Genomic DNA, 21,656 nt, shown 5'->3' on the forward strand with positions numbered 1-21,656 from the left:
GTCATGTTGACGGTATGGCAGTTCCGTGTAGACCCCTTGCCGATCGCCACGTCTGTTCACTACCGTCCCGGGCATTCATATGAATACTCGGGAGGGCCAACCCCTATGAGAGTTCCCCGGATACGCCGGATCAGGTTCGCAACGGGAGGGCTCGCGCTGGCCACCGCCGGTGCGCTGGCGCTGCCGGCCGGCACCGCGGTCGCGGCCACGGCACCGGTGCCGCCGGCTGCTACCGGCGGCCGCGGCACCCCGTCCGCCACCACCGCCGCGCCGCTGGTCAGCTACGTGGTCAACACCAAGGCCAACCACGGACAGGTCAAGAAGGCCGAACGGGAGATCACCGCACTCGGCGGCACGGTGGTCTACTCGTACGAGCAGATCGGCGTGATCATCGCCCGTTCCGCCGACACCCGGTTCGCCGCCGAACTGCGGCAGTCGAGGACCGTCGACTCGGTCGGGGCCAGCCGCACCAAGGGCATCGTGCAGAACGACCTGGAGACGGCGACCGAGGTGGCCGCCCCGGCCGCCGCGCCCGCCGACGGAACGGAACCGCTGGAGGCCAACCAGTGGGACCTGCGCCAGATCGGCGCGGACAAGGCCCACCGCACCACCCTCGGCAGCCGCAACGTGGTGGTCGGCGTCCTCGACTCCGGCATCGACGCCACCCACGAGGACCTCGCGCCCAACGTGGACCCCGCGCTCTCGGTCTCCTGCATCGACGGCGGGAAGCCCGACACCGACTGGAAGGCCTGGCAGCCCACCACCAGCGAGCACGGCACCCACGTGGCGGGCACCATCGCCGCCGCCAAGAACGGCAAGGGCGTCGTCGGCATCGCGCCGAACGTCCGGCTGGCCGCGGTCAAGGTGGTCGACGACGGCGGCTTCATCTACCCCGAGTACGCCATCTGCGGCTTCGTCTGGGCCGGTCAGCACCACTTCCAGGTGACCAACAACAGCTACTACGTCGACCCCTGGATGTTCAACTGCAAGGCCGACCCCGACCAGGCCGCGATCGTCGAGGGCGTCCGCCGCGCGCTGCTCTTCTCGCAGCGCAACGGCGTGCTCAGCGTCGCTGCGGCGGGCAACGCCAACATCGACCTGGCCCACAAGACCACGGACACCTCCAGCCCCGACGACACCACCCCGGGATCCCGCCCGATCGACGGCAGCTGCCTCTCGCTGCCCGTCGAACTCCCCGGCGTGGTCGTGGCCGCCGCGACCGGCAGCAACGGCGACAAGTCCTACTACTCCAGCTACGGCCTCGACAAGGTCACCGTGGCCGCCCCCGGCGGCGACGCCCGCTACCAGACCCCGGACACCCCGGACCGGAACGGCCGGATCCTCTCCACCGTCCCGGGCAACAAGTACGCCTACATGCAGGGCACTTCGATGGCCTCCCCGCACGTCGCCGGTGTCCTCGCGCTGCTCGCCAGCAGCCACCCGTGGGCCGGTCCCGACGAGCTGCGCCACCTGCTGACCAGCCAGGCCGACGAGCACGCCTGCCCGACCTCGGTCTACGACCCGGGCGGCACCGGGTCCTACAAGGCCACCTGCGAGGGCGGCCTGCAGAACAACGGCTTCTACGGCGCCGGAGTCGTCAACGCCGCCAAGGCCGCCGACTGGTGGCGCTGGTAACCGCTCCGCCGCCACCTGGTCGGCCCCGGCCCCGGCCCCTGCGCCGCGGTGCCGCGGTGCCGTAGCGCCGAGGGGTGCGGGAGCCGTGCGGGGGACCGGACACGTCGGTCGTGGCCGGTCGCCCGGCTCCCGCGCCCCTCGGCCGGCTGCGGTCAGTCGACGTGCCGGCTCCAGTCGGGCGCGGCCGCGGGCTTCCCGTGCAGGTCGGGTACGTGCTGGAGCCAGGCCGGCCGCCCGGCCCGGCTCGCGGCGGCCCGTTCGGCCTCGGTGCGCCGCAGCTGCTCGGGCGTGGCGAACCCGTCCGGCAGCCAGGCGGCGGACCCCCGGGCCCGTGCGGCGAGGTGGTGGACGTACGCCTCGCGCAGCTCCGCCACCGAGCCGAACCCCGGCTCCCCGGCAAGCCACTGCTCGGGCACCAACGCGACCACCTCGCGCAGCAGTTCCGCGGTCACCAGCGGGGCGAGCCGGGCATCGGCGGCGGGCACGTCGGGGCCGAAGGCGGCCAGCGCGTGACTGCTCAGGTCGTACCGCTTGAGCAGCGAGGCGTGCGCGCCGGACCAGCGGTGGTGGAAGATCAGCCCCGCGCCGTTGTCGATCAGCCAGAGCCGGCCGTGCCAGACCATCAGGTTGGGGTTGTGGACGCTGCGGTCGACGTTGCCGGTCAGCGCGTCCAGCCAGACCACCTGCCCGGCCTCGACGGGGTCGACGTCCACCATCGGCCGGCCGTCCGCGGCGCCGCCCGGACGGAAGTCGCGGGCGCCCGGCAGGTAGTCCATGCCGAGGTTGTGCCCGGCACTGGCGCGCAGGATGTCCTGGATCTCCGGGTCCGGCTCCCCGGCGGCGACGGCCGGATCGAAGTCCACCAGGACCAGTTCGGGCACCCGCAGGCCGAGCCGTCTGGCCAGCTCGCCGACGATCACCTCGGCGACCAGCGCCTTGCGACCCTGCGCGGCGCCGGTGAACTTGACCACGTACGTCCCGAGGTCGTCGGTCTCCACGATCCCGGGCACGGAACCGCCCGCCCGCAGGGGGTCCAGGTAGCGGAGCGCAGTCACCTCGGTAAGCACACCGGCCACCCTAACCCGGCAGCTCGCGGACCTGGCCCGGTTTTGGCGCGGGAGGTGAGCGGTGGTTGGCTTGGGCCGGATATTCGGAGCTTTGCCACCCAGCCGTAGGAGAGTCAAGTCATGGGTCAGGTGTTCGCCGCCACCGAGCGGGTCTACCAGGCGTCCCCGCAGCGGGTGTACGAGGCGCTGGCGGACTACGCCGTCACCCGTCCGAAGCTGCTGCCCGCGCAGTACAGCGAGTACGAGGTCAGGGCGGGCGGCACCGGCGCGGGGACCCAGGTGCACTGGAAGCTCCAGGCCACCGAGAAGCGGGTCCGCGACTGCCTGTTCAACGTCACCGAGCCGGCACCGCTGAAGCTGGTCGAGTCCGACGCCAACTCCTCGATGGTGATCACCTGGACGGTCACGGCGGCCGGTGCGAACCAGGCCAAGGTGCTCGTCGAGACGGTCTGGCAGGGCGCGGGCGGCATCGGCGGCTTCTTCGAGCGGACCTTCGCGCCCAAGGGCATCAACCGCATCCACGACGCGGTCCTCGCCCGCCTCGCGGACGAGGTCGCCTGACCTTCCTCTCCGGCCCCTGGCCCCTCTGGCCCCTGGCCCCTTGGGGGCAGCCGGGTCCGCCCGGTGGTTGCCCGGTTTCCCCGCACGGCCTGCCCCGCACGCCCTGCCCCGCGCCCCACGGGGCGCTCCGCACACCCGTACGGCCGCTGAGCCGTACGGGTGATTGCGTTCCCCGTCCCGGGTGACCGCGTCCGAACCCCACTCGCGCGCCAACCTAGGCTCGCCGCCGTGCATATGACGATCCTTCATGTTTCCCAGCCCGTGGACGGCGGCGTCGCCAGGGTGGTGGTGGACCTGGTCCGGGGGCAGCGCGAGGCGGGGTGCCGGGTGCTGGTCGCCTGCCCGCAGGGCGGCCGGCTGGCCGCCGAGGCGACGGCGGCCGGGGCGCTGGTGCTGGACTGGCCGGCCCGGCGCTCGCCGGGTCCGTGGACGCCTGCGGAGGTGTGGCGGCTGCGCCGGATCGTCCTGGCGGCGGCCCCGGACGTGGTCCATCTGCACAGCGCCAAGGCCGGGTTGGCGGGTCGGCTGGCGGTCCGGGGGGCGGTGCCGACGGTCTTCCAGCCGCACGCCTGGTCCTTCGCCGCCGTCGAGGGCCCGCTCGCGGCGGCCTCCCTGCGCTGGGAGCGGTACGCCACCCGCTGGTCCCGGGCGGTGCTCTGCGTGAGCGAGCGGGAGCGGCAGGACGGCGAGGCGGCCGGTCTGGTCGCGCCCTGGCGGGTGGTCCGCAACGGGGTGGACGTCCGGCACCACACGCTCGCGGACCCGGCGGCCCGCCGGGCCGCCCGGATGTCGCTGGGCCTCGACCTGGACGCCCCGCTGGCGGTCTGCGTCGGCCGGCTCTGCCGGCAGAAGGGCCAGGACGTCCTGCTGGCGGCCTGGCCGAGGGTGGCCGAGCGGCTGCCGGAGGCGAGGCTGGCCCTGGTCGGCGGCGGCCCGGACGCCACCGCGCTGGCCGATCTGGTCCGTACGCTGCCCGAGCCGTCCCGGGTGCGGCTGGCGGGCGATGTGGCGGACCCCAGGCCCTGGCTGGCCGCCGCCGATCTGGTGGTGCTGCCGTCCCGCTGGGAGGGCATGGCGCTGGCGCCGCTGGAGGCGATGGCGACCGGCCGCCCGGTGCTGTTGACGGACGTGCCGGGGGCGCGGGAGTCGCTGCCGCCCGGACGGTCGGCTGGCGGACTGGTGCCGCCGGAGAATCCGACGGAACTCGCCCGGCTGATGACCGAGTCGCTCTCCGATCTGATCGAGTGCGAACAGCTTGGTATCGCGGCCCGGGAACATGTGATCGGTCACCATGACGTGCGCTCGGTGGTGCGGCAGGTGGCGGAGCTCTATCGAACAATTCTCCTCGCGGAATTCCCGGACGCATCGGGCGTCCTTCCTCCACCCCGCCGGACTGCCCGTGTCCCAGGGCGTTCCTGATCGTTTCTCAGGCCGTGAATGCTCGCCGCGACGGCACCGCCGTGTTCGCTTCCCGACTCCGCGATCGAGGGTTCAAATCGGAAAGTCTCATTAATGGGCGGGTGGAATGAAATGGCAAGTCAACTCATCGAAGTCAAGCCGCCGTTCGGCATTGTCTGATTTTGCCTGCCTCGTTACCGCTTTCAGCCGTCGGCCCTCCGGGAGGCAGTCCGGGAATTGGCCGAAATCCGCCCACGGCGGCAGGCGTCGCCCGGACCGAATCCATCGAGCCGGGATGTCCGCGCCGATCCGGATGCCGGTCCGGCCTTCCTGCCGGGGCGGGCGCACAGCCTGCCCGGGCAGGTTCACAGCAGGGGAGTTCGTGCGCTGATGACCATTGACCACGAGAGCGTGCCGCGTTCAGGACGCCCCCTGCCGAACTCCCGGCGTACCGCCGCCGCCATCCTCGACCGGCCGGCCCGGACCTCCCAGCCCCGCGCCTCGGCGGCGGTCGGGCGGCACCGCCGACCGCTCCGCTCCCGGATCGCGGTGCCGAGCGGACTGCTGGCCGTCGACACCCTCGCGGTCTGCGCGGCCACCGGATTCACCGCCGACCGCACCGGCCGGCCCCTGCTCGGCGCGGTCGCCGTCCTGCCGCTGCTGCTCCCGCTCAACCTCACCGCCGGCCTCTACCGCACCAGGCTCACCGTCTCCGCACTCGACGAACTCCCCGTGCTGGCCACCCGGGCCACCGTCGCGCTGGCCTTCGCGGTCACCCTCTCCGCCTGCCTGGACGGCCTGCCCGACGCGGCCGCCGCGCACCCGCTGCGCCTGCTGGCCACCCTGGCCGCCCTGATCCTGCTCGCCGCCGCCGGCCGGGCGCTGGTCTACCGGCTGCTGCGCCGCGCCCGGTGCCGCCGCCCCAGCCCGGTCCTGGTGCTCGGCGCAGGCCGGCTCGGCCAGCGCGTGGCCGCTGCCCTCACCGAGCACCGCGAGTACGGGCTGCGCCCGGTCGGCTACCTCGACCACGCCCCCGTCCTGCTCGCCCCCGACGCCAAGCTGCCCGTCCTCGGCGGGCGCGAGGTGCTCGAACGCGAGGTCCGGCGCCACCGCATCCACCACGTCGTCGCCACCGAGGGCGCCGCCGACGCGGCCGAGACCGCCGCCGCGCTGCGCGAGGCCGCCCGCCTCGGCTGCCAGGTCTGGCTGGTGCCCGCGCTGCGCGAGTACGGCTCGCTGGCCGGGTCCGACCGCGACCAGCTCTGGGGTTTCCCCTGCCTCAAGCTCGGCCGCCCCGCGCTGCGCCGTCGCGGCTGGCCCGCCAAGCGGGCGCTGGACATCCTCGCCGCCGGTCTCGGCCTGGTCACCCTCGCCCCCGTGCTGGCGGCCTGCGCGCTGGCCGTCCGCTTCGACACCGGTCCCGGCGTCCTGTTCCGCCAGCAGCGCACCGGGCTCGACGGGCGGTCCTTCACCCTGCTCAAGTTCCGCACCCTGCGCCCCAGCAACGAGTACGAGTCGGCCACCCGCTGGAACATCGCGCAGGACCACCGGATGGGCGCCGTCGGCCGCCTGCTGCGCCGCAGCTCGCTGGACGAGCTCCCGCAGCTGTGGAACGTGCTGCGCGGCGACATGAGCCTGGTCGGCCCGCGTCCCGAACGTCCCTACTTCGTCCTGCGGTTCGGCCAGGCCTACCCCGAGTACGCCGACCGCCACCGCGTCCCGGTCGGGCTCACCGGCCTCGCCCAGGTGAACGGCCTGCGCGGGGACACCTCGATCGAGGACCGGGCGCGCTTCGACAACCGCTACATCGAGAACTGGAGCCTCTGGCAGGACACCAAGATCCTGCTCCGCACCGCCGCCCTGATGCTGCACCCGGACGGGAGCTGAGATGGCCCTCGCCTCGGCGCTGCCGACGACCCGGCCGCTGACCTTACGGTCCGCCGGCAGCGGACTGCTCGCCCGGCCCAGCCTGCTGGCCGCCGCCACCGTGCTGCTGGTCTGCGTACCCGAGGGCGAGAAGGACGTCGCCGCCGCCGTCCACGTCACCCCCGCCGACCTGGCCTCGCTCGCCCTGGTCGCGCTCACCGCCGTCGACCTGCTGCGCGGCCGGACCCCGGCCCTGAGCCGCACGGTCGGCGCACTGTTCGGCGCGGTGGTCTGCTCGGCCGCCGTCGCCACCGTCGCCTCGATCGACCCGGCCGCCAGCCTCACCGGCTTCGTCCGGCTGGTCCAGGTCTTCGTCCTGGTGCCGGCCTGCGTCCTGGCCGCGCTGCGCGACCGGTACGACCAGCGGCTCATCCTCGGCTCCTTCGTCCTGGCCGCGCTGATCGAGGGTGCGGTCGGCGCCGACCAGTACCTGACCAGGACCGGCGCCTCCTACACCGGCCGGCCGATCCGCGCGGTCGGCACCTTCGGGGCGCTCGACGTCATGGCGATGTCCACCGTGGTCAGCTTCGGCCTGCTCGCCGCCCTCGCCCTCGGCCTCGCCGAACGCGGGCCCGGCGGCAGCCGGCCGCTGCGCCTGGCGATGTTCGCCGCCGCCGCCTTCCTGACCTTCCCGCTGGCGGTCTCCTTCAGCCGGGGCAGCTGGATCGCCTGCGCGGTCGCCGCCACCGTGCTGGTGCTGCGGGCCGATGCCCGACTGGCGGTCCGCAGCGCCCTGTTGGGGCTGGCCGCAGCCGTCGTCCTGGTCTGCGGGGTCGGCATCGGCTCCGACGGAGTCACCGAACGGCTCGCCAGCATCGGCTCGGTCTCCGCCGCCCCCGACCAGTCGGTCAGCGACCGCTACGACCTCTGGGCGACCGCCGGCCGGATCTGGCAGGACCACCCGGTCACCGGAGCCGGCCCCAAGGCGTTCCAGCAGCTGCGCGACAGCCACGCCCCGCTCAGGCTCTCCTCAGGCAGCGACGCCGCCGACTCCACCATCGGCTTCCAGCGCGAACCGCTGCTCTCCCCGCACAACATGTACCTGCTGGTCCTCAGCGAGCAGGGCCTGATCGGCATGGTCGCGTACACCGGACTCTTCCTCGTCCTGCTGACCGGCTGCCTCCGCCGGGCCGCCGGTCCCGGCCTGGCCGCGCTCGCCCTGCTCACCTGGGTGCTGGTCGACTTCCTGTACGGCGACATCGGCGGGACCACCACCGTGCTCACCTCGGTGGTGCTCGGCCTCGCCGCCCGTACGGCCCTCCCCGGCCCCGCGCCCGCCGCCCGCGCGGAGATCGCACCGGTGCTCCCCGCCGGCGCCGTCCCCACCTCCGGGATCGTCTCCGACCCCCTGGGAGAGCGCGGATGACGACGGAACAGCCGGGCGCGCTGGCGGCCCCGCCGACGGCCGCGCTGCCGGCCGCCCGTTCGGGCGGGAGCGCGCCGGCCGCCGCCCCGCAGACGTCCGGCCGGGCCGGCGTCCTGGCCCGGGCCTTCGGGGTGACCGCCCTGCTCAGCGCCGCCGGTTCGGCCCTCGGCCTGCTGCGCGACCTGTTGCTGGCCCGCTACTTCGGGGCCAACCAGGGCACCGACGCCTTCCTGGTCGCCTGGACGGTCCCCGAAACGGCCGCGCCGCTGCTGATCGAGGACGCCATGGCCTTCCTCATGGTGCCGGCCTTCAGCCTCGCCCTGGTCCTCCGCGAGGAGCGCCCCGAACAGGCCGACCCGGTCCGCCAGTTGGTCCGCGCCACGCTGCCCTGGCTGCTGCTCGCACTCTGCACCCTCGCCGCCGCCGTCGCGCTCGGCGCGCCCCAGCTGGTCGACCTGCTCGCGCCCGGCCTGGCGGACCCGGCCCTCGCCGTCACCTGCACCCGGATCACCGCCTTCACCGTGCTGCCCTTCGGCATCGCCGGCTACCTGGGCTCGGCCCTGCGCGCCCACCACGGCTTCACCGCCCCGGCCGCCATCTACGTCGCGTACAACCTGGGCATCCTCACGGTCCTGCTCACCTGCCACGCGGTGCTCGGCGTCCGCTCGGCCGCCGTCGGGGTCGCCCTCGGCAGCCTGCTGATGGCCGGGGTGCTGATCGCCCCGTTCTGCCGCCGCCTGCGCCAGGGGCGCCGGCCGGGGCCGCGCCGGGGCGGGGCCGGGCTGGTACTGATCCCGTTCGCCCTGCTGCCGGTCGCCTCCTTCACGCTCACCCGCCAGGCCCAGGTCTTCATCGAGCGCTTCCTCGGCTCCGACCTGCCGGCCGGCACCATCTCGCACCTCAACTACGCCGCCAAGGTCTCCCAACTCGCCATGACGGCGGCCATCCTGATCTGCACCGTGACCTTCCCGCTGGTCGCCCGCGCCCTCGCGGCCGGCGACCTGACGGCGGCCAGGGACCGGGTGGAGAAGGACCTCGGCCAGGCCGCCGCCGTCGTCCTGGTCGGCACCGCCTTCCTGGTGGCCTGCGCCCCGTCGGTGGTCTCGCTGCTCTTCGAACGCGGTGCCTTCGGCGCGCACGACACCGCGGCCACCGCCGCCGTCATGCGGGTCTACAGCCTCGGACTGCCCGCCCAGGCGCTGACCGGCGTGATGGTCCGCCCGTACTTCTCGGTCCGTCCGGTGGTCCGCCGCGCCGACGACCCGCAGGGCGGCGACGCCGGGGCCGTCCGGGGCAGAGGACCGTGGTCCGGCCACCGCGCGACCGACGGTGCCGAGGCACCGTCCCGGGGGCGGCAGCGCCCGGCCACGGGCCGGCGGATCGCCCTGCTCGACTGGTACCCCGTCGCCGCGATGGCCGTCGGACTCCTGGTCACCATCGGCGTCGGACTCGCCACCACCCCCCACATCGGCGCCCTGGGCATCGCCGCCGGGAACGCCGCCGGGATCACCGCCACCGCCGCGCTGCTGCTGCGCGGTCTGCTGCTGCGCGGTATCGCGCTGCGCCTGCCCAAGGTGCTCGGCGGCCAGGCCAGACTGCTGGCCGCCGCCGCCGTCGCCGCCGCCGCGGGCACCGCCGTCGGCGCGCTGTCCACGGACCCGCTGCTCGCCGTCCTGCTCGGCGGCGTCTGCGTGGTCCTCGTCTTCGCCGTGCTCGGCACCGCGTTCGGGGCGGCCGAGGTCCGCGGCCCCCTCCTCGCCCTCGTCCGGGCCCTGTACCCGCCTCCCCCGGCCGCTGAAGGGAAGCTGCCCCATGGACGCTGACACCCGGAAACCGCGCCTCCCGGTGCAGGCCAGAGGAGACAGGGCCGTGCCCTGGATCCTGATGTACCACTCGGTGGCCGACGAGGAGGAGGACCCCTACCTGCTCACCGTCAGCCCCGAGCGGTTCGCCGCCCAGATGGCCTGGCTGTCCCGCACCGGCCGACGCGGCGTCAGCATCCGCGAACTGCTGCGGGCGACGGCGGCCGGCCGGGCGGGCCGCCTGGTCGGGCTGACCTTCGACGACGGCTACGCCGACTTCGCCCGGCACGCCGTCCCGGTGCTGCACGCGTACGGGTTCACCGCGACCGCGTACGTCGTCCCCGACCTGCTCGGCACCGAGAACGGCTGGGACGTGATGGGCCCCCGGAAGCAGCTGCTGACGGTCGACCAGGTCTCCGAACTCGCCGCCGCGGGCTGGGAGATCGGCTCGCACGGCCTCGGCCACCAGGCGCTCCCCGGGCTGCCCGCCGACGTGCTCGCCGAGCAGACCAGGGAGAGCCGCCGCACCCTGGAGGACCTGGTCGGCGGACCGGTCACCGGCTTCTGCTACCCGTACGGAGCGGTCGACCTGCCGGCCGCGCTGGCCGTCCGCGACGCCGGGTACGACTACGCCTGCGCCATCCAGCACGGCGAACTCACCGGCCGGTTCGCACTGCCCCGCTGCTACGTCGGCAACCGGGACGGCGCCCTGCGGCTGCTCGCCAAGCAGGGCCGCCACCGGCTCCGCGAAGCGTTGGCCGGACTGCGCCGGCACCCGCTGGCCAGGCGGCGGAGGACGACCCCATGAGGGTGCTGCACGTCATCACCGGACTGGCCTCGGGCGGCGCCGAGCGCCAGCTCCAGCTGATCCTGCGGCACCTGCCGGACCACCACACCTGCGAGGTCGCCACCCTGACCAACCCCGGCACCGTCGCCGCCGCGCTGCGCGCCGAGGGTGTGGTGGTGCACGACCTGGCGATGCGGGGCAACTGCGACCTCACCGTCCTGCCCAGGCTCACCCGGCTGATCCGCTCGGGTCGCTACCGGCTGGTGCACACCCACCTCTACCGGGCCGGTCTCTACGGGCGGCTGGCCGCCCGGCTGGCCGGGGTCCGCGCGGTGGTCGCCACCGAGCACTCGCTGCACGCCGAGGTGATCGAGGGCCGCCCGGTCACCGCCGGGGTCAGGGCGCTCTACCTGCTCGCCGAACGCCTCGGCAGCACCACCGTCGCGGTCTCCCGCCAGGTCGCCGGCACACTCGACGCCTGGGGCGTCCCGCCGCACCGGGTGCACCTGCTGCCGAACGGCGTCGAGGCCGCCCGCTACACCCTGCCCACCGCCTCCAGGGCCGCCGTCCGGCAGATCGTCAGGACGGACCTCGGCCTGCCGCAGCAGGCCTGGGTGATCGGGGGCGTGGGCCGGCTGGTCCCCGGCAAGCGCTTCGAGGTGTTGGTCGACACGCTCGCCGAACTCGCCGCACTGGCCGGGGAGCACCCGGCACTGCGGGAGCCCTGGCTGCTGCTGGTCGGCGCCGGACCCGAGGGCGAAGCCCTGGTGCGGCGGGCCGAGCGGCTCGGGGTGCGCGGTCGGATGGTCTGCCCGGGGGAGCGCGAGGACGTGCCCGAACTCCTGGTCGCCATGGACGTCCTGGCCGCGCCCTCGACCGAGGAGACCTTCGGGCTGACCGTCCTGGAGGGACTCGCGGCCGGACTGCCGGTCCGCCACAGCGCCTGCCCGGCCCTCGACGAACTGGGGCCCGAGGCCGCCCCCGAGGCCGCCCGCATCCCGTCCGACCCGGTCTCCTACACCGCCGCCCTCTGCGAACTGTGGAGCCGGCGCAGCGTCGCCCTGCCGCAGCCGCCCGCCGTCGCGCACTACGACATCGTCCGGATCGCCGGGCAGCTGGGCCGGCTCTACGACACCCTCGCCGCCGCGCCGCACGTCCAGGGGCCGCAGGAGCCGTGCGAGCGCCCCCGCACCCCGGCGGAGCCGTGGGCACCCGAGGCGGCGGACACCCGCGACGGGCACGGGGAGCCGCACGACCGGTCCGCCCCGGCGGAGCCCGGCCTCTCACGCAGCTCCCCGCATCCCTGAGCCCCGTCCGGTCGGCCGTCCGCCGGGCGGCCCGACCCCTACCTCCGGCCCGCCCGGGCCGCTTCACACCCTACGGAGTCACCCATGTCCGAACTGGGCCGCAGCGCACGTGCGCTGACCCGCCGCTGGTGGCCGGTCGTGCTCGCCGTACCGCTGGGCACGCTGGCCGGGGCCGGCTACGGCCTCCTCGCGCACCCCAGCTACGCCGCCAACTCCTATGTCGTGGTGGTCCCGCAGGGTCCGGGTGAGAGTGCCACCGCCGTCAACTTCGCCCAGGCGTACGGGAGGTTGGCCGGGCAGCCGCAGGTGCTGGCCGGGGCCGCCGCAGAACTGGGCCGGAGCACGGCCGTGTTGGCCGGGACGGTCCGGGGCACCACCTCGCCGGACGCGCCGGTGATCGAGATCACCGGGACCGGCAGCCGCGGGAAGGACGCCGTACGGGCGGCCGACGCGGTCGCCAAGTCGCTGGTGGCGTTCGCCAACACGAGCAGCAAGGAGACCGGCGTCCGGCTGGTCCCGCTGGCCGCGGCGGCCGAGCCGGAGGGGCCGTCGTCGCCCTCCGTCCAGCTGGACACCGCGGTCGGTGCCGCCGCCGGGGTCCTGGTCGGCGCACTGGGGATGATGACCCGCCGCCGGCCCGCCGGCGCGGCGGGGGCCGGGGCCTCCACCGCCGCCCCGGCCCCCGGGGCCCCCGTCCCGCCCGGCCCCCGCACCGAACCCGACCCCGCGCCGGAGCCGGCCGCTACCGCCAGGACCTCCGAGCCGCCCCGGAAGGCAGGCGTCCGAGCATGACCACGGACCTCACCCGCACCACTCGTCCACCGCACACCCCACCGGGCCGCCCGGAGCGCAGGCCGGCCGCCCGGCGCGGGCCGCGGGCGGGCCGGGAAGCCGGTGGCGGGCGATGACCACCGAGCAGCTGAACGGGGTCGACCTGCCCGCGCAGCCGACGGCGCCGAGCTGGCGGGCCGAGGTGCTGCGGTCCGACGACGCGCTCGACCGGCTGGCCGAGGAGTGGGACGACCTGGCGGGCCGGTGCGCCACCGCGACTCCGTACCAGGCCGCCGTCTGGCTGTGCTCCTGGTGGCGCCACTACGGCCGCCCGGGCGCTCTGGTGGTGGTGCTGGTCCGCCGGGACGAGCGGCTGGTCGGCGCGGTGGCGCTGCGGCGCCGCGGTCCCTTCGGCGGCCTGATCAACCTCGGCGCCGGCCTGGTCGACTTCACCGACGTCCTGCTGGACGACGCCTGCGCCGACCGCGCCGCCGCCGAACTCGCCCGGGCCCTCCCGCTCCGCCGGCCCTGGCACAGCCTGGAGCTGTCCGAGGTGCGCCCGGAAGCGGCGCTCTGGAAGGTCGTCGAGCACTGGCAGGGCCGCCGCCACCGCTTCGCGGACTCGCTCTGCCAGTACCTCCCGGCCGTGCCGATGGAGGAGCTGCTCAAGCGGCTGCCCGGCAAGACCGCCCAGCGCAGCCGGGTCAAGCAGCGCAAGATCGCCGCCGCGGGCGTCGAGGTCGGCTCGGTGCCGCCCGAGGAGGTGCCGCGCGCGATCGAGGAGCTGCTGCGGCTGCACTTCCTCCAGTGGCAGGAGCGCGGTGTCACGGCCGAGCACCGGACCGAGCGCTTCGCCGCCCATCTGACCGAGTCCACCACCGGCCTGGTCGCCACCGGCCGGGCCGCGCTGCACCGCTACCGCCTCGACGGCGAGGTGGTCGCGGTCAACCTGCTGCTGCTCTGCCCGTCCTTCGGCGGCCTGTACATGTACGGCGCCCACCCGAGGCTGCGCGAGCGACTGGACATCGCGGGACTGCTCTTCGGCGTCGCCCTGGACGAGGTGCGCGCGGCCGAGATCCCGGTGCTGAGCCTGCTGCGCGGGCAGGAGCCGTACAAGCAGCGCTGGCGCCCGGACCAGCTGTTCAACCAGCGGCTGGTGCTGGGGCCCGGCCGCCTCGCGCCGTTCGCCGCCGCCCGCGCCGTCCGGGTGACGGTTCGCCGGGTGCTCGTCCAGCTGCTGAGCACCCGGCTTCCCCGGCTGAAGGAGGCGCTAGTGGCCCGACGGCGGAGCTGACGGCCCGAAGGCGCCGCCGAGCAGCCCGTTGAGCCAGGGGCCCACCCAGTTCCCGGCCGGTTCGCGGCCACCCGTCGGACCGTAGAAGTCGCCCGGCCGGTAGCCGCCGCCGGGCCACCCGGGCGGCCACGCGGTGGGCCATCCGCCCGGTTGCCCGGTGGGCCGTCCGCTGGGCTCCGGGCTCGGCCGGGTGCTCGGGGTCGGGCTGGGCCGGGTGCTCGGCGTCGCCGACGGCGCCTGGGTGGCGGTGCCCGCGGTGCCGTCGCCGACTGCGGCGCCCGCACCCTTGGAACCGGACATCAGCTGCTTGAAGAGCGCGCTGGAGCGCGGGTTGCGGCTGCACTCCCAGAAGCCGTGCGGGCAGTAGTCGGTGACGGTCTGGTACGCGGTGTCGTGGGTGCGCATCCACTCCACCATGCGCCGGACGAACTCGGGGTTGTCTCCGTTGCGGAACAGCCCCCACTCCGGGTACGAGACCTGCTTCCCGCGCTTGGCGGCGAACTCGACCTGGTCCTGGAGCCCGTACGGCTCGGAGACGTAGTCGTCGAAGGTGGCGCCGGCCGGCTGGTCGTAGCTGTCCATGCCGATGATGTCGACCACGTCGTCGCCGGGGTAGCAGCGGGTCCACGGGACGGCGTCCAGGCCGCGGGTCGGTGCGAAGTCGAACGTGAAGTGCTGGCCGGGCACCGAGCGCATCACCGTGACGATCCGCCGCCAGTACGCCTTCCAGGCCGTGGGGTCGGGCTTGCAGCGGTGGGTGTAGGTGATGCCGTTCATCTCCCAGCCGAGGGTCATGACGGTGTCGCCGCCGCCGAGCGCCACCAGCCGCCTGGCCAGCCGGAGGAAGTGCTGGTCGAACTCGCCCCGGTTCCCCCGGGCCAGCAGTCGGACCACCTCGCTGTCCGGGAGGTGGTCCTCGTTGGGCGCCAGCATCGGTACGCCGAGGACGAGCTTGCGCCCGGGGTCGGCCAGCCGCCACTGCGACCAGAGGCCGAGGACCACCGGTTCGCCCTCGATGTCCTTCCAGCTGTTCCCGGCCAGGTAGGTGTGGCCGACCTGCATGTTGGCGCCGTTCAGCCAGCGCGCCATCTTGGCGATCTCCGGGATGTGGTTGTCCCAGGAGCCGACGAACGCTCCGAACGGCACCTCGTGCCTGGTCCGGTGGACGTTGGGCCGGGGCGCGGCGCCGCGCGGCAGGACGGTGTCCGAGGAGACGGCCGCGTGCCGTTCGGTGCCGCTCGGCGGAGTGTCGGAGGGGATGCTCGCGGTGGTCACCAGCAGCAGTGCGGAGGCAGCCAGGGTGAGGCGGCCGAGTCGCATGTCTTCTCCTCGGGGGCGGTGCCGGAGCAGCGGTGCCGGAGCGGCCCGGGCCGGACGCGGGGCGTGCGGGGAGGCCGGGATCACGACGTTAGGGCCCCGAACGGCTGAAAAAGCCGCATGTCACTCAAAAGTGGCAGGTCATGCGGATCACCGGGACCGATCGGACGCCGGTTCAGCCGAAGGTGTTGCACTGCGCCATGTCGCCGGTCCGGTAGCCGGTGCTGAACCACTGCTGGCGCTGGGCGGCCGAGCCGTGGGTCCAGCTCTCGGGATTGACCCGGCCGGTGACCTGCTTCTGGATCCGGTCGTCACCGACCGCCGCCGCCGCGTCGAGGCCCTGGGCGATGTCGGCGTCGGTGAGGCTGGTGATCAGCGGACGTCCGGTGCTCGCCTGCGGGGTCCGGGTCGCGTTGTAGGCCCAGACGCCCGCGTAGCAGTCGGCCTGGAGCTCCAGCTTCACCGAGGCGGAGTTGGCGCCCTGCCGGTCCCGGCCGACCCGGTCCATCGTCCCGGTGAGGTTCTGGATGTGGTGCCCGTACTCGTGCGCCACCACGTACGCCTCGGCGAACGGGCCGCCCCTGGCGCCGAACCGGGTGTGCAGCTCGTCGAAGAAGCCGAGGTCGAAGTAGGCGGTCTGGTCGGCGGGGCAGTAGAACGGGCCGACGGCCGAGGTGGCCGGGCCGCAGGCGGTGGAGACCCGGCCGGTGAAGAGCACGGTCTCGGCGGGGGAGTAGTTCACACCGCGACGGTTGAACTCGGTGGCCCAGTAGTTCTGCACGCTGTTGACCACGCCGACGATCCGGCAGTCCTGCCGCTGGTTGGCGTCCGCGCCGGTCCTGCAGGTGGTCTGGACCTCGCTCGCGGTGGTCGGCCCGGCGCTGCCGCCCCCGCCGCCGGAGAGCCCCAGCGTGTTCGGGTCGACGCCGAGGAGGAGCGCGAGCAGCAGCCCGATCAGCCCGACCGCGCCGCCGCCGACCGCAACCTTCCCGCCGGACATCCCGCGCCGGTCCTGCACCTGCGAGGTGTCCAGGTCCGCCTGATCGTCGAACTGCATCCTGTCTCACCTCTGTAACAGTCCGTCCAGCCCTCGCAGTCGCACGATAACGGCCGTCCCGCCCGGTTGCCCGTCGAGAACCGCAGGTCGGCGCGGTGGGCGGGACCCGGGCGGGCACTGCCACCCCTTCGGGTGGCGGGGTGGGTTCAGCTGACGGACGCGCGTGCGGGGGGTACGCTCCGGCCGTGTCCTGGAAGCCGGTGCGTTCTCTCAGCCCCCGATCGGTCCTCCCCGGCCTGGCGGTCCTGCTGGTGCTCGGAGCCGGGGCTGCTGCGCATGCCAACAAGCCGGTGCCGTTCGGGGACCGGGTGGACGAGCCCGGTGTCGCCGACGCCAGCCCGGTGAGCGCCCAGTCGCTGGCCACCGGCAACCTGGAACTCAAGGTCGGCCCCGGTCTGGAGGCGTACGACCAGACCACCGGCGAGCACCTGTGGTCCTACCGTCGGGAGGGCGCCACCGCGCTGCACCTGGCGATGGCCGGGGAGAGCGCCGTGGTGGTCTGGGACGACGGCATGATCACCTCGGTCCGGCCCAGCGACCACGCGGTCCGCTGGCACCGGGCCGTCCCCGGGCTCGCCGACTGGCTGCGGGCGGTCGGCGAACCCGGCGCCGAGACCAGGAGCGACACCGAGCGCCGGGACACCGAGCTGGAGCGCGCGGCCGCCGCCCTGCAACCCGTCACCGAGCCCGAGCCCTGGGTCGCCGTGGTGACCCCGGCGCTGACCATGGGCTTCCGGGACCGCGACGGCGATCTGCGGTTCAACGCGCGCCCGCTGGCCGGCTGCTCCTACGACCCGCTGCGCACCGTGCACACCGACAACACGGTGCTGGTGCCCCGCAGCTGCACCGGCGGCAACGGCGCGGGTCACCCGCTGCCCGGCCTGATCACCGGGTTCCGGCTGGACGCCCCGAACTGGCTGCTGAACGCCGGCCCGAACGTCCTGCTGCACCGGCTGGACGGCCACCGGGCGGCCGTCGACGACGGCCCGATCGTCGGCACCCGGACCTTCGACACCGTCCAGGGCGCCCTGGAACCGGTCTGCGGCACTCCGGCGGTCGTGTTCGAGGCCGTCAGGCCCGAGGGCACCTGCTCCAAGCCCTGAGCGGATCACGGACCCGCCGCCGGTGACCGGGTGCCGCCCGGGCCGGCCGGCCCGGACCCGTGGCGGGCACTGTTCCGCCGGGGCTTCCCGGCGGGCCCGGTAGACTGACCCGTATGGCTGTTTCCCCCGGGCATTAGCGGGCAGCCGGCGCGCCCCTCCGGGCGGTGTGCCGACCTCCGCGTGTCGTGTCGTCCCGTCCCAAGCGCTCCGGCCCTGTGTCGCGTCCAGGTCCAGGTGCCCGCCCACGTCCCAGGAGTCTCTTCCAGCCATGATTTCCGCCAACGCCCTCGAACTCCGTGCCGGTGCCCGCATCCTGATCGAGTCCGCCAACTTCCGGATCGCCCCCGGTGACCGGATCGGACTGGTCGGCCGCAACGGTGCCGGCAAGACGACGCTCACCAAGGTGCTGGCCGGCGAGGGCCTCCCGGCCTCCGGCACGGTCACCAACTCCGGCGAGGTCGGCTACCTGCCGCAGGACCCGCGCACCGGCGACCTCGACGTCCTCGCCCGTGACCGGATCCTCTCCGCCCGCGGCCTCGACACCGTGCTGAAGAAGATGCGCGAGAACGAGGAGCGAATGGCCAACGGCAAGGGCGCCACCCGCGACAAGGCGATGAAGAAGTACTCCACCCTGGAGACCGAGTTCCTCACCAAGGGCGGGTACGCCGCCGAGGCCGAGGCCGCCACCATCGCGGCCGCGCTCGGCCTGCCGGACCGCATCCTCGGCCAGCCGCTGCACACCCTCTCCGGCGGTCAGCGCCGCCGTGTCGAGCTGGCCCGGATCCTCTTCTCGGACGCCGACATCCTGCTGCTGGACGAGCCGACCAACCACCTCGACGCCGACTCGATCGCCTGGCTCCGGGACTTCCTGAAGACCTACAAGGGCGGCTTCATCGTGATCTCGCACGATGTCGACCTGGTCGAGACGGTCGTCAACAAGGTCTTCTACCTGGATGCCAACCGCGCCGCGATCGACATCTACAACATGGGCTGGAAGCAGTACCAGCAGCAGCGCGAGGACGACGAGAAGCGCCGCAAGCGCGAGCGCGCCAACGCCGAGAAGAAGGCCGCCACCCTCAACTCGCAGGCCGACAAGATGCGCGCCAAGGCGACCAAGACGGTCGCCGCGCAGAACATGGCCCGTCGCGCCGAGAAGCTGCTGGCCGGCCTGGAGCAGGTCCGGGTCTCCGACAAGGTCGCCAAGCTGCGGTTCCCGGACCCGGCCCCCTGCGGCAAGACCCCGCTGACGGCCAGCGACCTCTCCAAGTCCTACGGCTCGCTGGAGATCTTCACCGGGGTCGACCTGGCGATCGACCGCGGTTCGCGGGTCGTCGTGCTGGGTCTCAACGGTGCCGGCAAGACCACCCTGCTGCGGATGCTGGCGGGCGTCGAGAAGCCGGACACCGGCGAGGTGATCCCGGGCCACGGCCTGAAGATCGGTTACTACGCCCAGGAGCACGAGACCCTGGACCCGGACCGGACGGTGCTGGAGAACATGCGCTCGGCCGCGCCGGACACCGACCTGGTGCAGATCCGCAAGATCCTCGGCTCCTTCCTGTTCTCGGGCGACGACGTGGACAAGCCGGCCGGCGTCCTCTCCGGTGGTGAGAAGACCCGTCTCGCGCTGGCCTCACTGGTGGTCTCCAGCGCCAACGTGCTGCTGCTGGACGAGCCCACCAACAACCTCGACCCGGCCAGCCGCGAGGAGATCCTCGGTGCGCTGCACTCCTTCTCCGGCGCGGTCGTGCTGGTCACCCACGACGAGGGCGCGGTCGACGCGCTCCAGCCGGAGCGGATCATCCTGCTTCCGGACGGTGTCGAGGACCTCTGGAGCCCCGCCTATGCGGATCTGGTCTCGCTGGCCTGACCTCGGAGTAGACGCGTAATCAGCTATCCGACGTAGAAACTCTCGTCCTTCGGCAACTTCGGGAATGAGAGAGTCGAGGATTCCGTTTAACTTCCCCACCACCGGCCCGTCGCTGTTCAAGCGGCGGGCCGGTGCTGCTGATCAGCTCTTTCGTCTCTGCTGGCTGGATCCGACGGGGGCGCGTGCACCCAGGGTGAGCGCCCTTGTGCGCTGTGAGCACCACCGGCAGACTGCGCTTTCCCGGTATCGACCTTGTCGAATGGGTGGCCAGGAGCCTGGCTATGGGTGATCATGGGAATCTGACCGAGCACAGCTACGAGGAGGCACGGGTGGCCGAGACTCTGAAAAAGGGCAGCCGGGTGACCGGTGCCGCGCGTGAGAAGCTCGCGGCCGATCTTAAGAAGAAATACGACTCCGGGGCGAGCATTCGTGCCCTGGCGGAGGAGACCGGTCGCTCCTACGGCTTCGTGCACCGCATGTTGAGCGAGTCCGGGGTCATCCTCCGGGGGCGCGGCGGTGCGACGCGCGGTAAGAACAAGGCTACTGCGGCAGCGGGTTCCTGACGCTCCATCACCGAGTGAGCCGGTGCCGCACGCTCACCCCCTACAGCACGCCGAGGCAGCGGGGCGTGCGAGTGCGCAGCATCAGATCCGACAGCTTCAGACGATTCGGCGGCCGGCCAACCCGGACCGCCGATCGTCATTTCCGGCGTGCTATTTCCCGGTTGTGTGAACATGACTCTGTCCGGTGGGGGCTTTGATTTGTTACTCTCCAGTAGCCCTGTGGTCCGTCCGCATGTTCATGCAGTTGTGCGTCTGCTGGAGGTATCGCCATGACCGCCCCCGCCATCGAGCCCGACCCGAAGCAGTGGGAAGAGGCCGGAGTCCGGTTCGAACTCGACGGCGAGACCGCCGTGGTGACCCTCTGTAACGGGAAGCGGCGGAACGCCCAGTCGCCCGCGATGTGGCGGGCGCTCGCCGAGATCGGCCGCACCCTGCCGGGCACCGTCCGGGTGGTACTGCTCCGGGCCGAGGGCGTGTCCTTCTCGGCCGGTCTGGACCGGGCGATGTTCACCCCGGAGGGCATCCCGGGCGAGCGCAACTTCCTCCAGCTGGCCGCCGCCGGGGACAAGGACCTGGACGAGACCATCGCCGGCTACCAGGAGGCGTTCACCTGGTGGCGCCGCCCCGACCTGATCAGCATCGCCGCCGTCCAGGGGCACGCGGTCGGGGCCGGTTTCCAGCTCGCGCTCGGCTGCGACCTCCGAGTGGTCGCCGAGGACGTCCAGTTCGCCATGAAGGAGACCTCGCTCGGTCTGGTCCCCGACCTGGCCGGGACCAAGCCGCTGACCGAACTGGTAGGTTACGCAAGGGCGTTGGAGATCTGTGCGACCGGGCGCTGGGTCGGTGCCGAAGAGGCCGTCGCCACCGGCCTGGCCAACCTCGCCGTCCCCGCGGCCGAGCTGGACGACGCCGTACGGGACCTGGCCGCGGCACTGCTGGCCGCCCCGCGCAGCGCGGTGATCGAGACCAAGGCCCTGCTGCAGGGCGCCGCCGGGCGCTCGTTCGAGGAGCAGCGCTCGGCCGAACGGGTGGCACAGGCCCGTCGGCTGCGTGACCTGGCCGGCCTCGGCGACTGATCGCGGCGGTCCGGCGAGCGGCCCGGTCCGGGGGTGTTCCCCCCGGGCCGGGCCGCTCGCTGTTCCCGTCTGTGGAACGGCCTTTCGGGCCGTCGGCCCGGCGCGCGCATTTCGTGGCGGAGTGTCAGAGTTGGGCTGATCTGCGATATAGCTGGACGGCAGAACACAGGAGAGCCACCGTGCCCGACACCCCGACGCCCGCCGACCTGCAGAAGAACGACCCCCACCGCCCCACCCCCACCCCCGCCCCCAGGCCGGCCCCGGCCCCGGCCGCCGCCACCCACTCCGCGGACCGGGGCCGTACCGTGATCGCGGTCTCCGTGGTCGAGAAGATCGCCGGGATGGCCGCCCGTGAGGTCACCGGCATCCACGCGCTCGGCTCCGGACTGGCCCGGACCTTCGGCGCGATGCGGGACCGGGTGCCGGGCGGCAGGTCGAGCGTCGGGCGCGGGATCAAGGCCGAGGTCGGCGAGAAGCAGACCGCCATCGACATCGCGCTGGTGGTCGAGTACGGCGTGGTGATCCCCCGACTGGCCACGCAGGTACGGGAGAACATCATCGCGGCGGTGGAGCGGACGACCGGACTCGAGGTCGTCGAGGTCAACATCGCGGTCAACGACGTGCACCTGCCGGACGAGCCGGACGAGGACGAGGAAGAGGACGAACCCGCATCCTCCGGGCAGCGCCGCAGGTTGCAGTAGCAGGCGACGTCGCCGGCCGGACGGGCGGCGGCGCAGACGGAACCGGAAGAAGAGGAGC

18 protein-coding genes are annotated in these 21,656 nt (G+C 73.6%); 15 read left to right on the forward strand and 3 right to left on the reverse strand.

The window, feature by feature from the left end; genetic code table 11:
• The first annotated feature begins 105 nt into the window (after positions 1–105).
• Complete coding sequence (locus tag ACFC1R_RS12360; protein ID WP_375936910.1) at positions 106–1,635, forward strand: S8 family serine peptidase; 1,530 nt, start codon at positions 106–108, stop codon at positions 1,633–1,635.
• A gap of 152 nt (positions 1,636–1,787) precedes the next feature.
• Here ACFC1R_RS12360 and ACFC1R_RS12365 read toward each other — a convergent pair whose 3' ends face one another.
• Positions 1,788–2,702, reverse strand: coding sequence for a HipA family kinase (locus tag ACFC1R_RS12365; protein WP_375936912.1), 915 nt, complete (start codon positions 2,700–2,702; stop codon positions 1,788–1,790).
• A 120-nt stretch (positions 2,703–2,822) separates the two neighbouring features.
• Here ACFC1R_RS12365 and ACFC1R_RS12370 point away from each other — a divergent pair, with 120 nt between their 5' ends.
• From ACFC1R_RS12370 to ACFC1R_RS12410, 9 genes are all read left to right on the forward strand, one after another.
• Positions 2,823–3,263 (forward strand): SRPBCC family protein, encoded by a 441-nt coding sequence (locus ACFC1R_RS12370; protein ID WP_375936915.1) that lies wholly within the window; start codon positions 2,823–2,825, stop codon positions 3,261–3,263.
• 234 nt (positions 3,264–3,497) lie between these two features.
• Complete coding sequence (locus ACFC1R_RS12375) at positions 3,498–4,682, forward strand: glycosyltransferase (protein WP_375936918.1); 1,185 nt, start codon at positions 3,498–3,500, stop codon at positions 4,680–4,682.
• Positions 4,683–5,051: 369 nt separating this feature from the next.
• Positions 5,052–6,548, forward strand: coding sequence for a sugar transferase (locus ACFC1R_RS12380; RefSeq protein WP_375936921.1), 1,497 nt, complete (start codon positions 5,052–5,054; stop codon positions 6,546–6,548).
• A gap of 1 nt (position 6,549) precedes the next feature.
• Positions 6,550–7,953 (forward strand): O-antigen ligase family protein, encoded by a 1,404-nt coding sequence (locus ACFC1R_RS12385; RefSeq protein WP_375936924.1) that lies wholly within the window; start codon positions 6,550–6,552, stop codon positions 7,951–7,953.
• On the forward strand, positions 7,950–9,776 hold the full coding sequence (locus ACFC1R_RS12390) for a lipid II flippase MurJ (RefSeq protein ID WP_375936927.1): 1,827 nt from the start codon (positions 7,950–7,952) through the stop codon (positions 9,774–9,776). Before ACFC1R_RS12385 ends, ACFC1R_RS12390 begins: the two co-directional genes overlap by 4 nt.
• A gap of 61 nt (positions 9,777–9,837) precedes the next feature.
• On the forward strand, positions 9,838–10,563 hold the full coding sequence (locus ACFC1R_RS12395) for a polysaccharide deacetylase family protein (RefSeq protein WP_375937071.1): 726 nt from the start codon (positions 9,838–9,840) through the stop codon (positions 10,561–10,563).
• Positions 10,560–11,849 (forward strand): glycosyltransferase, encoded by a 1,290-nt coding sequence (locus ACFC1R_RS12400; RefSeq protein ID WP_375936931.1) that lies wholly within the window; start codon positions 10,560–10,562, stop codon positions 11,847–11,849. Before ACFC1R_RS12395 ends, ACFC1R_RS12400 begins: the two co-directional genes overlap by 4 nt.
• Before the next feature lie 84 nt (positions 11,850–11,933).
• Entirely contained in the window at positions 11,934–12,641 is a 708-nt protein-coding gene (locus ACFC1R_RS12405) for a Wzz/FepE/Etk N-terminal domain-containing protein (RefSeq protein ID WP_375936934.1), read from the forward strand.
• A gap of 112 nt (positions 12,642–12,753) precedes the next feature.
• The gene (locus ACFC1R_RS12410) at positions 12,754–13,914 is read left to right on the forward strand and encodes a GNAT family N-acetyltransferase (protein ID WP_375936937.1); all 1,161 of its coding nucleotides are present in this window, start codon (positions 12,754–12,756) and stop codon (positions 13,912–13,914) included.
• Here the strand turns inward: ACFC1R_RS12410 and ACFC1R_RS12415 are convergent.
• Together ACFC1R_RS12415 and ACFC1R_RS12420 are read right to left on the reverse strand one after the other, a co-directional pair.
• Complete coding sequence (locus tag ACFC1R_RS12415; protein ID WP_375936940.1) at positions 13,891–15,234, reverse strand: glycosyl hydrolase; 1,344 nt, start codon at positions 15,232–15,234, stop codon at positions 13,891–13,893. The two genes, ACFC1R_RS12410 and ACFC1R_RS12415, sit on opposite strands and share 24 nt — an antisense overlap.
• A 172-nt stretch (positions 15,235–15,406) precedes the next feature.
• The gene (locus tag ACFC1R_RS12420; protein ID WP_375936943.1) at positions 15,407–16,288 is read right to left on the reverse strand and encodes a neutral zinc metallopeptidase; all 882 of its coding nucleotides are present in this window, start codon (positions 16,286–16,288) and stop codon (positions 15,407–15,409) included.
• A 185-nt stretch (positions 16,289–16,473) separates the two neighbouring features.
• Here ACFC1R_RS12420 and ACFC1R_RS12425 point away from each other — a divergent pair, with 185 nt between their 5' ends.
• The 5 genes from ACFC1R_RS12425 to ACFC1R_RS12445 all read left to right on the forward strand — a co-directional run bounded on the left by ACFC1R_RS12425 (position 16,474) and on the right by ACFC1R_RS12445 (position 21,598).
• Positions 16,474–17,391, forward strand: coding sequence for a hypothetical protein (locus tag ACFC1R_RS12425; RefSeq protein WP_375936946.1), 918 nt, complete (start codon positions 16,474–16,476; stop codon positions 17,389–17,391).
• Positions 17,392–17,659: 268 nt separating this feature from the next.
• The gene (locus ACFC1R_RS12430) at positions 17,660–19,258 is read left to right on the forward strand and encodes an ABC-F family ATP-binding cassette domain-containing protein (RefSeq protein ID WP_045303958.1); all 1,599 of its coding nucleotides are present in this window, start codon (positions 17,660–17,662) and stop codon (positions 19,256–19,258) included.
• A gap of 329 nt (positions 19,259–19,587) precedes the next feature.
• Positions 19,588–19,821 carry a helix-turn-helix domain-containing protein gene (locus ACFC1R_RS12435; protein WP_030285640.1) on the forward strand — a complete coding sequence of 78 codons (234 nt, stop codon included), beginning with the start codon at positions 19,588–19,590 and terminating at the stop codon, positions 19,819–19,821.
• 269 nt (positions 19,822–20,090) lie between these two features.
• Positions 20,091–20,897 carry an enoyl-CoA hydratase/isomerase family protein gene (locus ACFC1R_RS12440; protein WP_375936949.1) on the forward strand — a complete coding sequence of 269 codons (807 nt, stop codon included), beginning with the start codon at positions 20,091–20,093 and terminating at the stop codon, positions 20,895–20,897.
• 179 nt (positions 20,898–21,076) lie between these two features.
• Positions 21,077–21,598 (forward strand): Asp23/Gls24 family envelope stress response protein, encoded by a 522-nt coding sequence (locus ACFC1R_RS12445; protein ID WP_375936952.1) that lies wholly within the window; start codon positions 21,077–21,079, stop codon positions 21,596–21,598.
• Positions 21,599–21,656: the final 58 nt, after the last annotated feature.

Origin of the sequence: Kitasatospora sp. NPDC056138, assembly GCF_042264695.1 — a bacterium.
Lineage (GTDB): Bacteria > Actinomycetota > Actinomycetes > Streptomycetales > Streptomycetaceae > Kitasatospora.

What these genes read in the sequence shown, in the direction of transcription:
- ACFC1R_RS12360 (WP_375936910.1), top strand. Translation starts at nt 106, where the DNA reads ATGAGAGTTCCCCGGATACGCCGGATCAGGTTCGCAACGGGAGGGCTC.
- ACFC1R_RS12370 (WP_375936915.1), top strand. Translation starts at nt 2,823, where the DNA reads ATGGGTCAGGTGTTCGCCGCCACCGAGCGGGTCTACCAGGCGTCCCCG.
- ACFC1R_RS12375 (WP_375936918.1), top strand. Translation starts at nt 3,498, where the DNA reads ATGACGATCCTTCATGTTTCCCAGCCCGTGGACGGCGGCGTCGCCAGG.
- ACFC1R_RS12380 (WP_375936921.1), top strand. Translation starts at nt 5,052, where the DNA reads ATGACCATTGACCACGAGAGCGTGCCGCGTTCAGGACGCCCCCTGCCG.
- ACFC1R_RS12385 (WP_375936924.1), top strand. Translation starts at nt 6,550, where the DNA reads ATGGCCCTCGCCTCGGCGCTGCCGACGACCCGGCCGCTGACCTTACGG.
- ACFC1R_RS12390 (WP_375936927.1), top strand. Translation starts at nt 7,950, where the DNA reads ATGACGACGGAACAGCCGGGCGCGCTGGCGGCCCCGCCGACGGCCGCG.
- ACFC1R_RS12395 (WP_375937071.1), top strand. Translation starts at nt 9,838, where the DNA reads ATGTACCACTCGGTGGCCGACGAGGAGGAGGACCCCTACCTGCTCACC.
- ACFC1R_RS12400 (WP_375936931.1), top strand. Translation starts at nt 10,560, where the DNA reads ATGAGGGTGCTGCACGTCATCACCGGACTGGCCTCGGGCGGCGCCGAG.
- ACFC1R_RS12405 (WP_375936934.1), top strand. Translation starts at nt 11,934, where the DNA reads ATGTCCGAACTGGGCCGCAGCGCACGTGCGCTGACCCGCCGCTGGTGG.
- ACFC1R_RS12410 (WP_375936937.1), top strand. Translation starts at nt 12,754, where the DNA reads ATGACCACCGAGCAGCTGAACGGGGTCGACCTGCCCGCGCAGCCGACG.
- ACFC1R_RS12415 (WP_375936940.1), bottom strand. Translation starts at nt 15,234, where the DNA reads ATGCGACTCGGCCGCCTCACCCTGGCTGCCTCCGCACTGCTGCTGGTG.
- ACFC1R_RS12420 (WP_375936943.1), bottom strand. Translation starts at nt 16,288, where the DNA reads ATGCAGTTCGACGATCAGGCGGACCTGGACACCTCGCAGGTGCAGGAC.
- ACFC1R_RS12430 (WP_045303958.1), top strand. Translation starts at nt 17,660, where the DNA reads ATGATTTCCGCCAACGCCCTCGAACTCCGTGCCGGTGCCCGCATCCTG.
- ACFC1R_RS12440 (WP_375936949.1), top strand. Translation starts at nt 20,091, where the DNA reads ATGACCGCCCCCGCCATCGAGCCCGACCCGAAGCAGTGGGAAGAGGCC.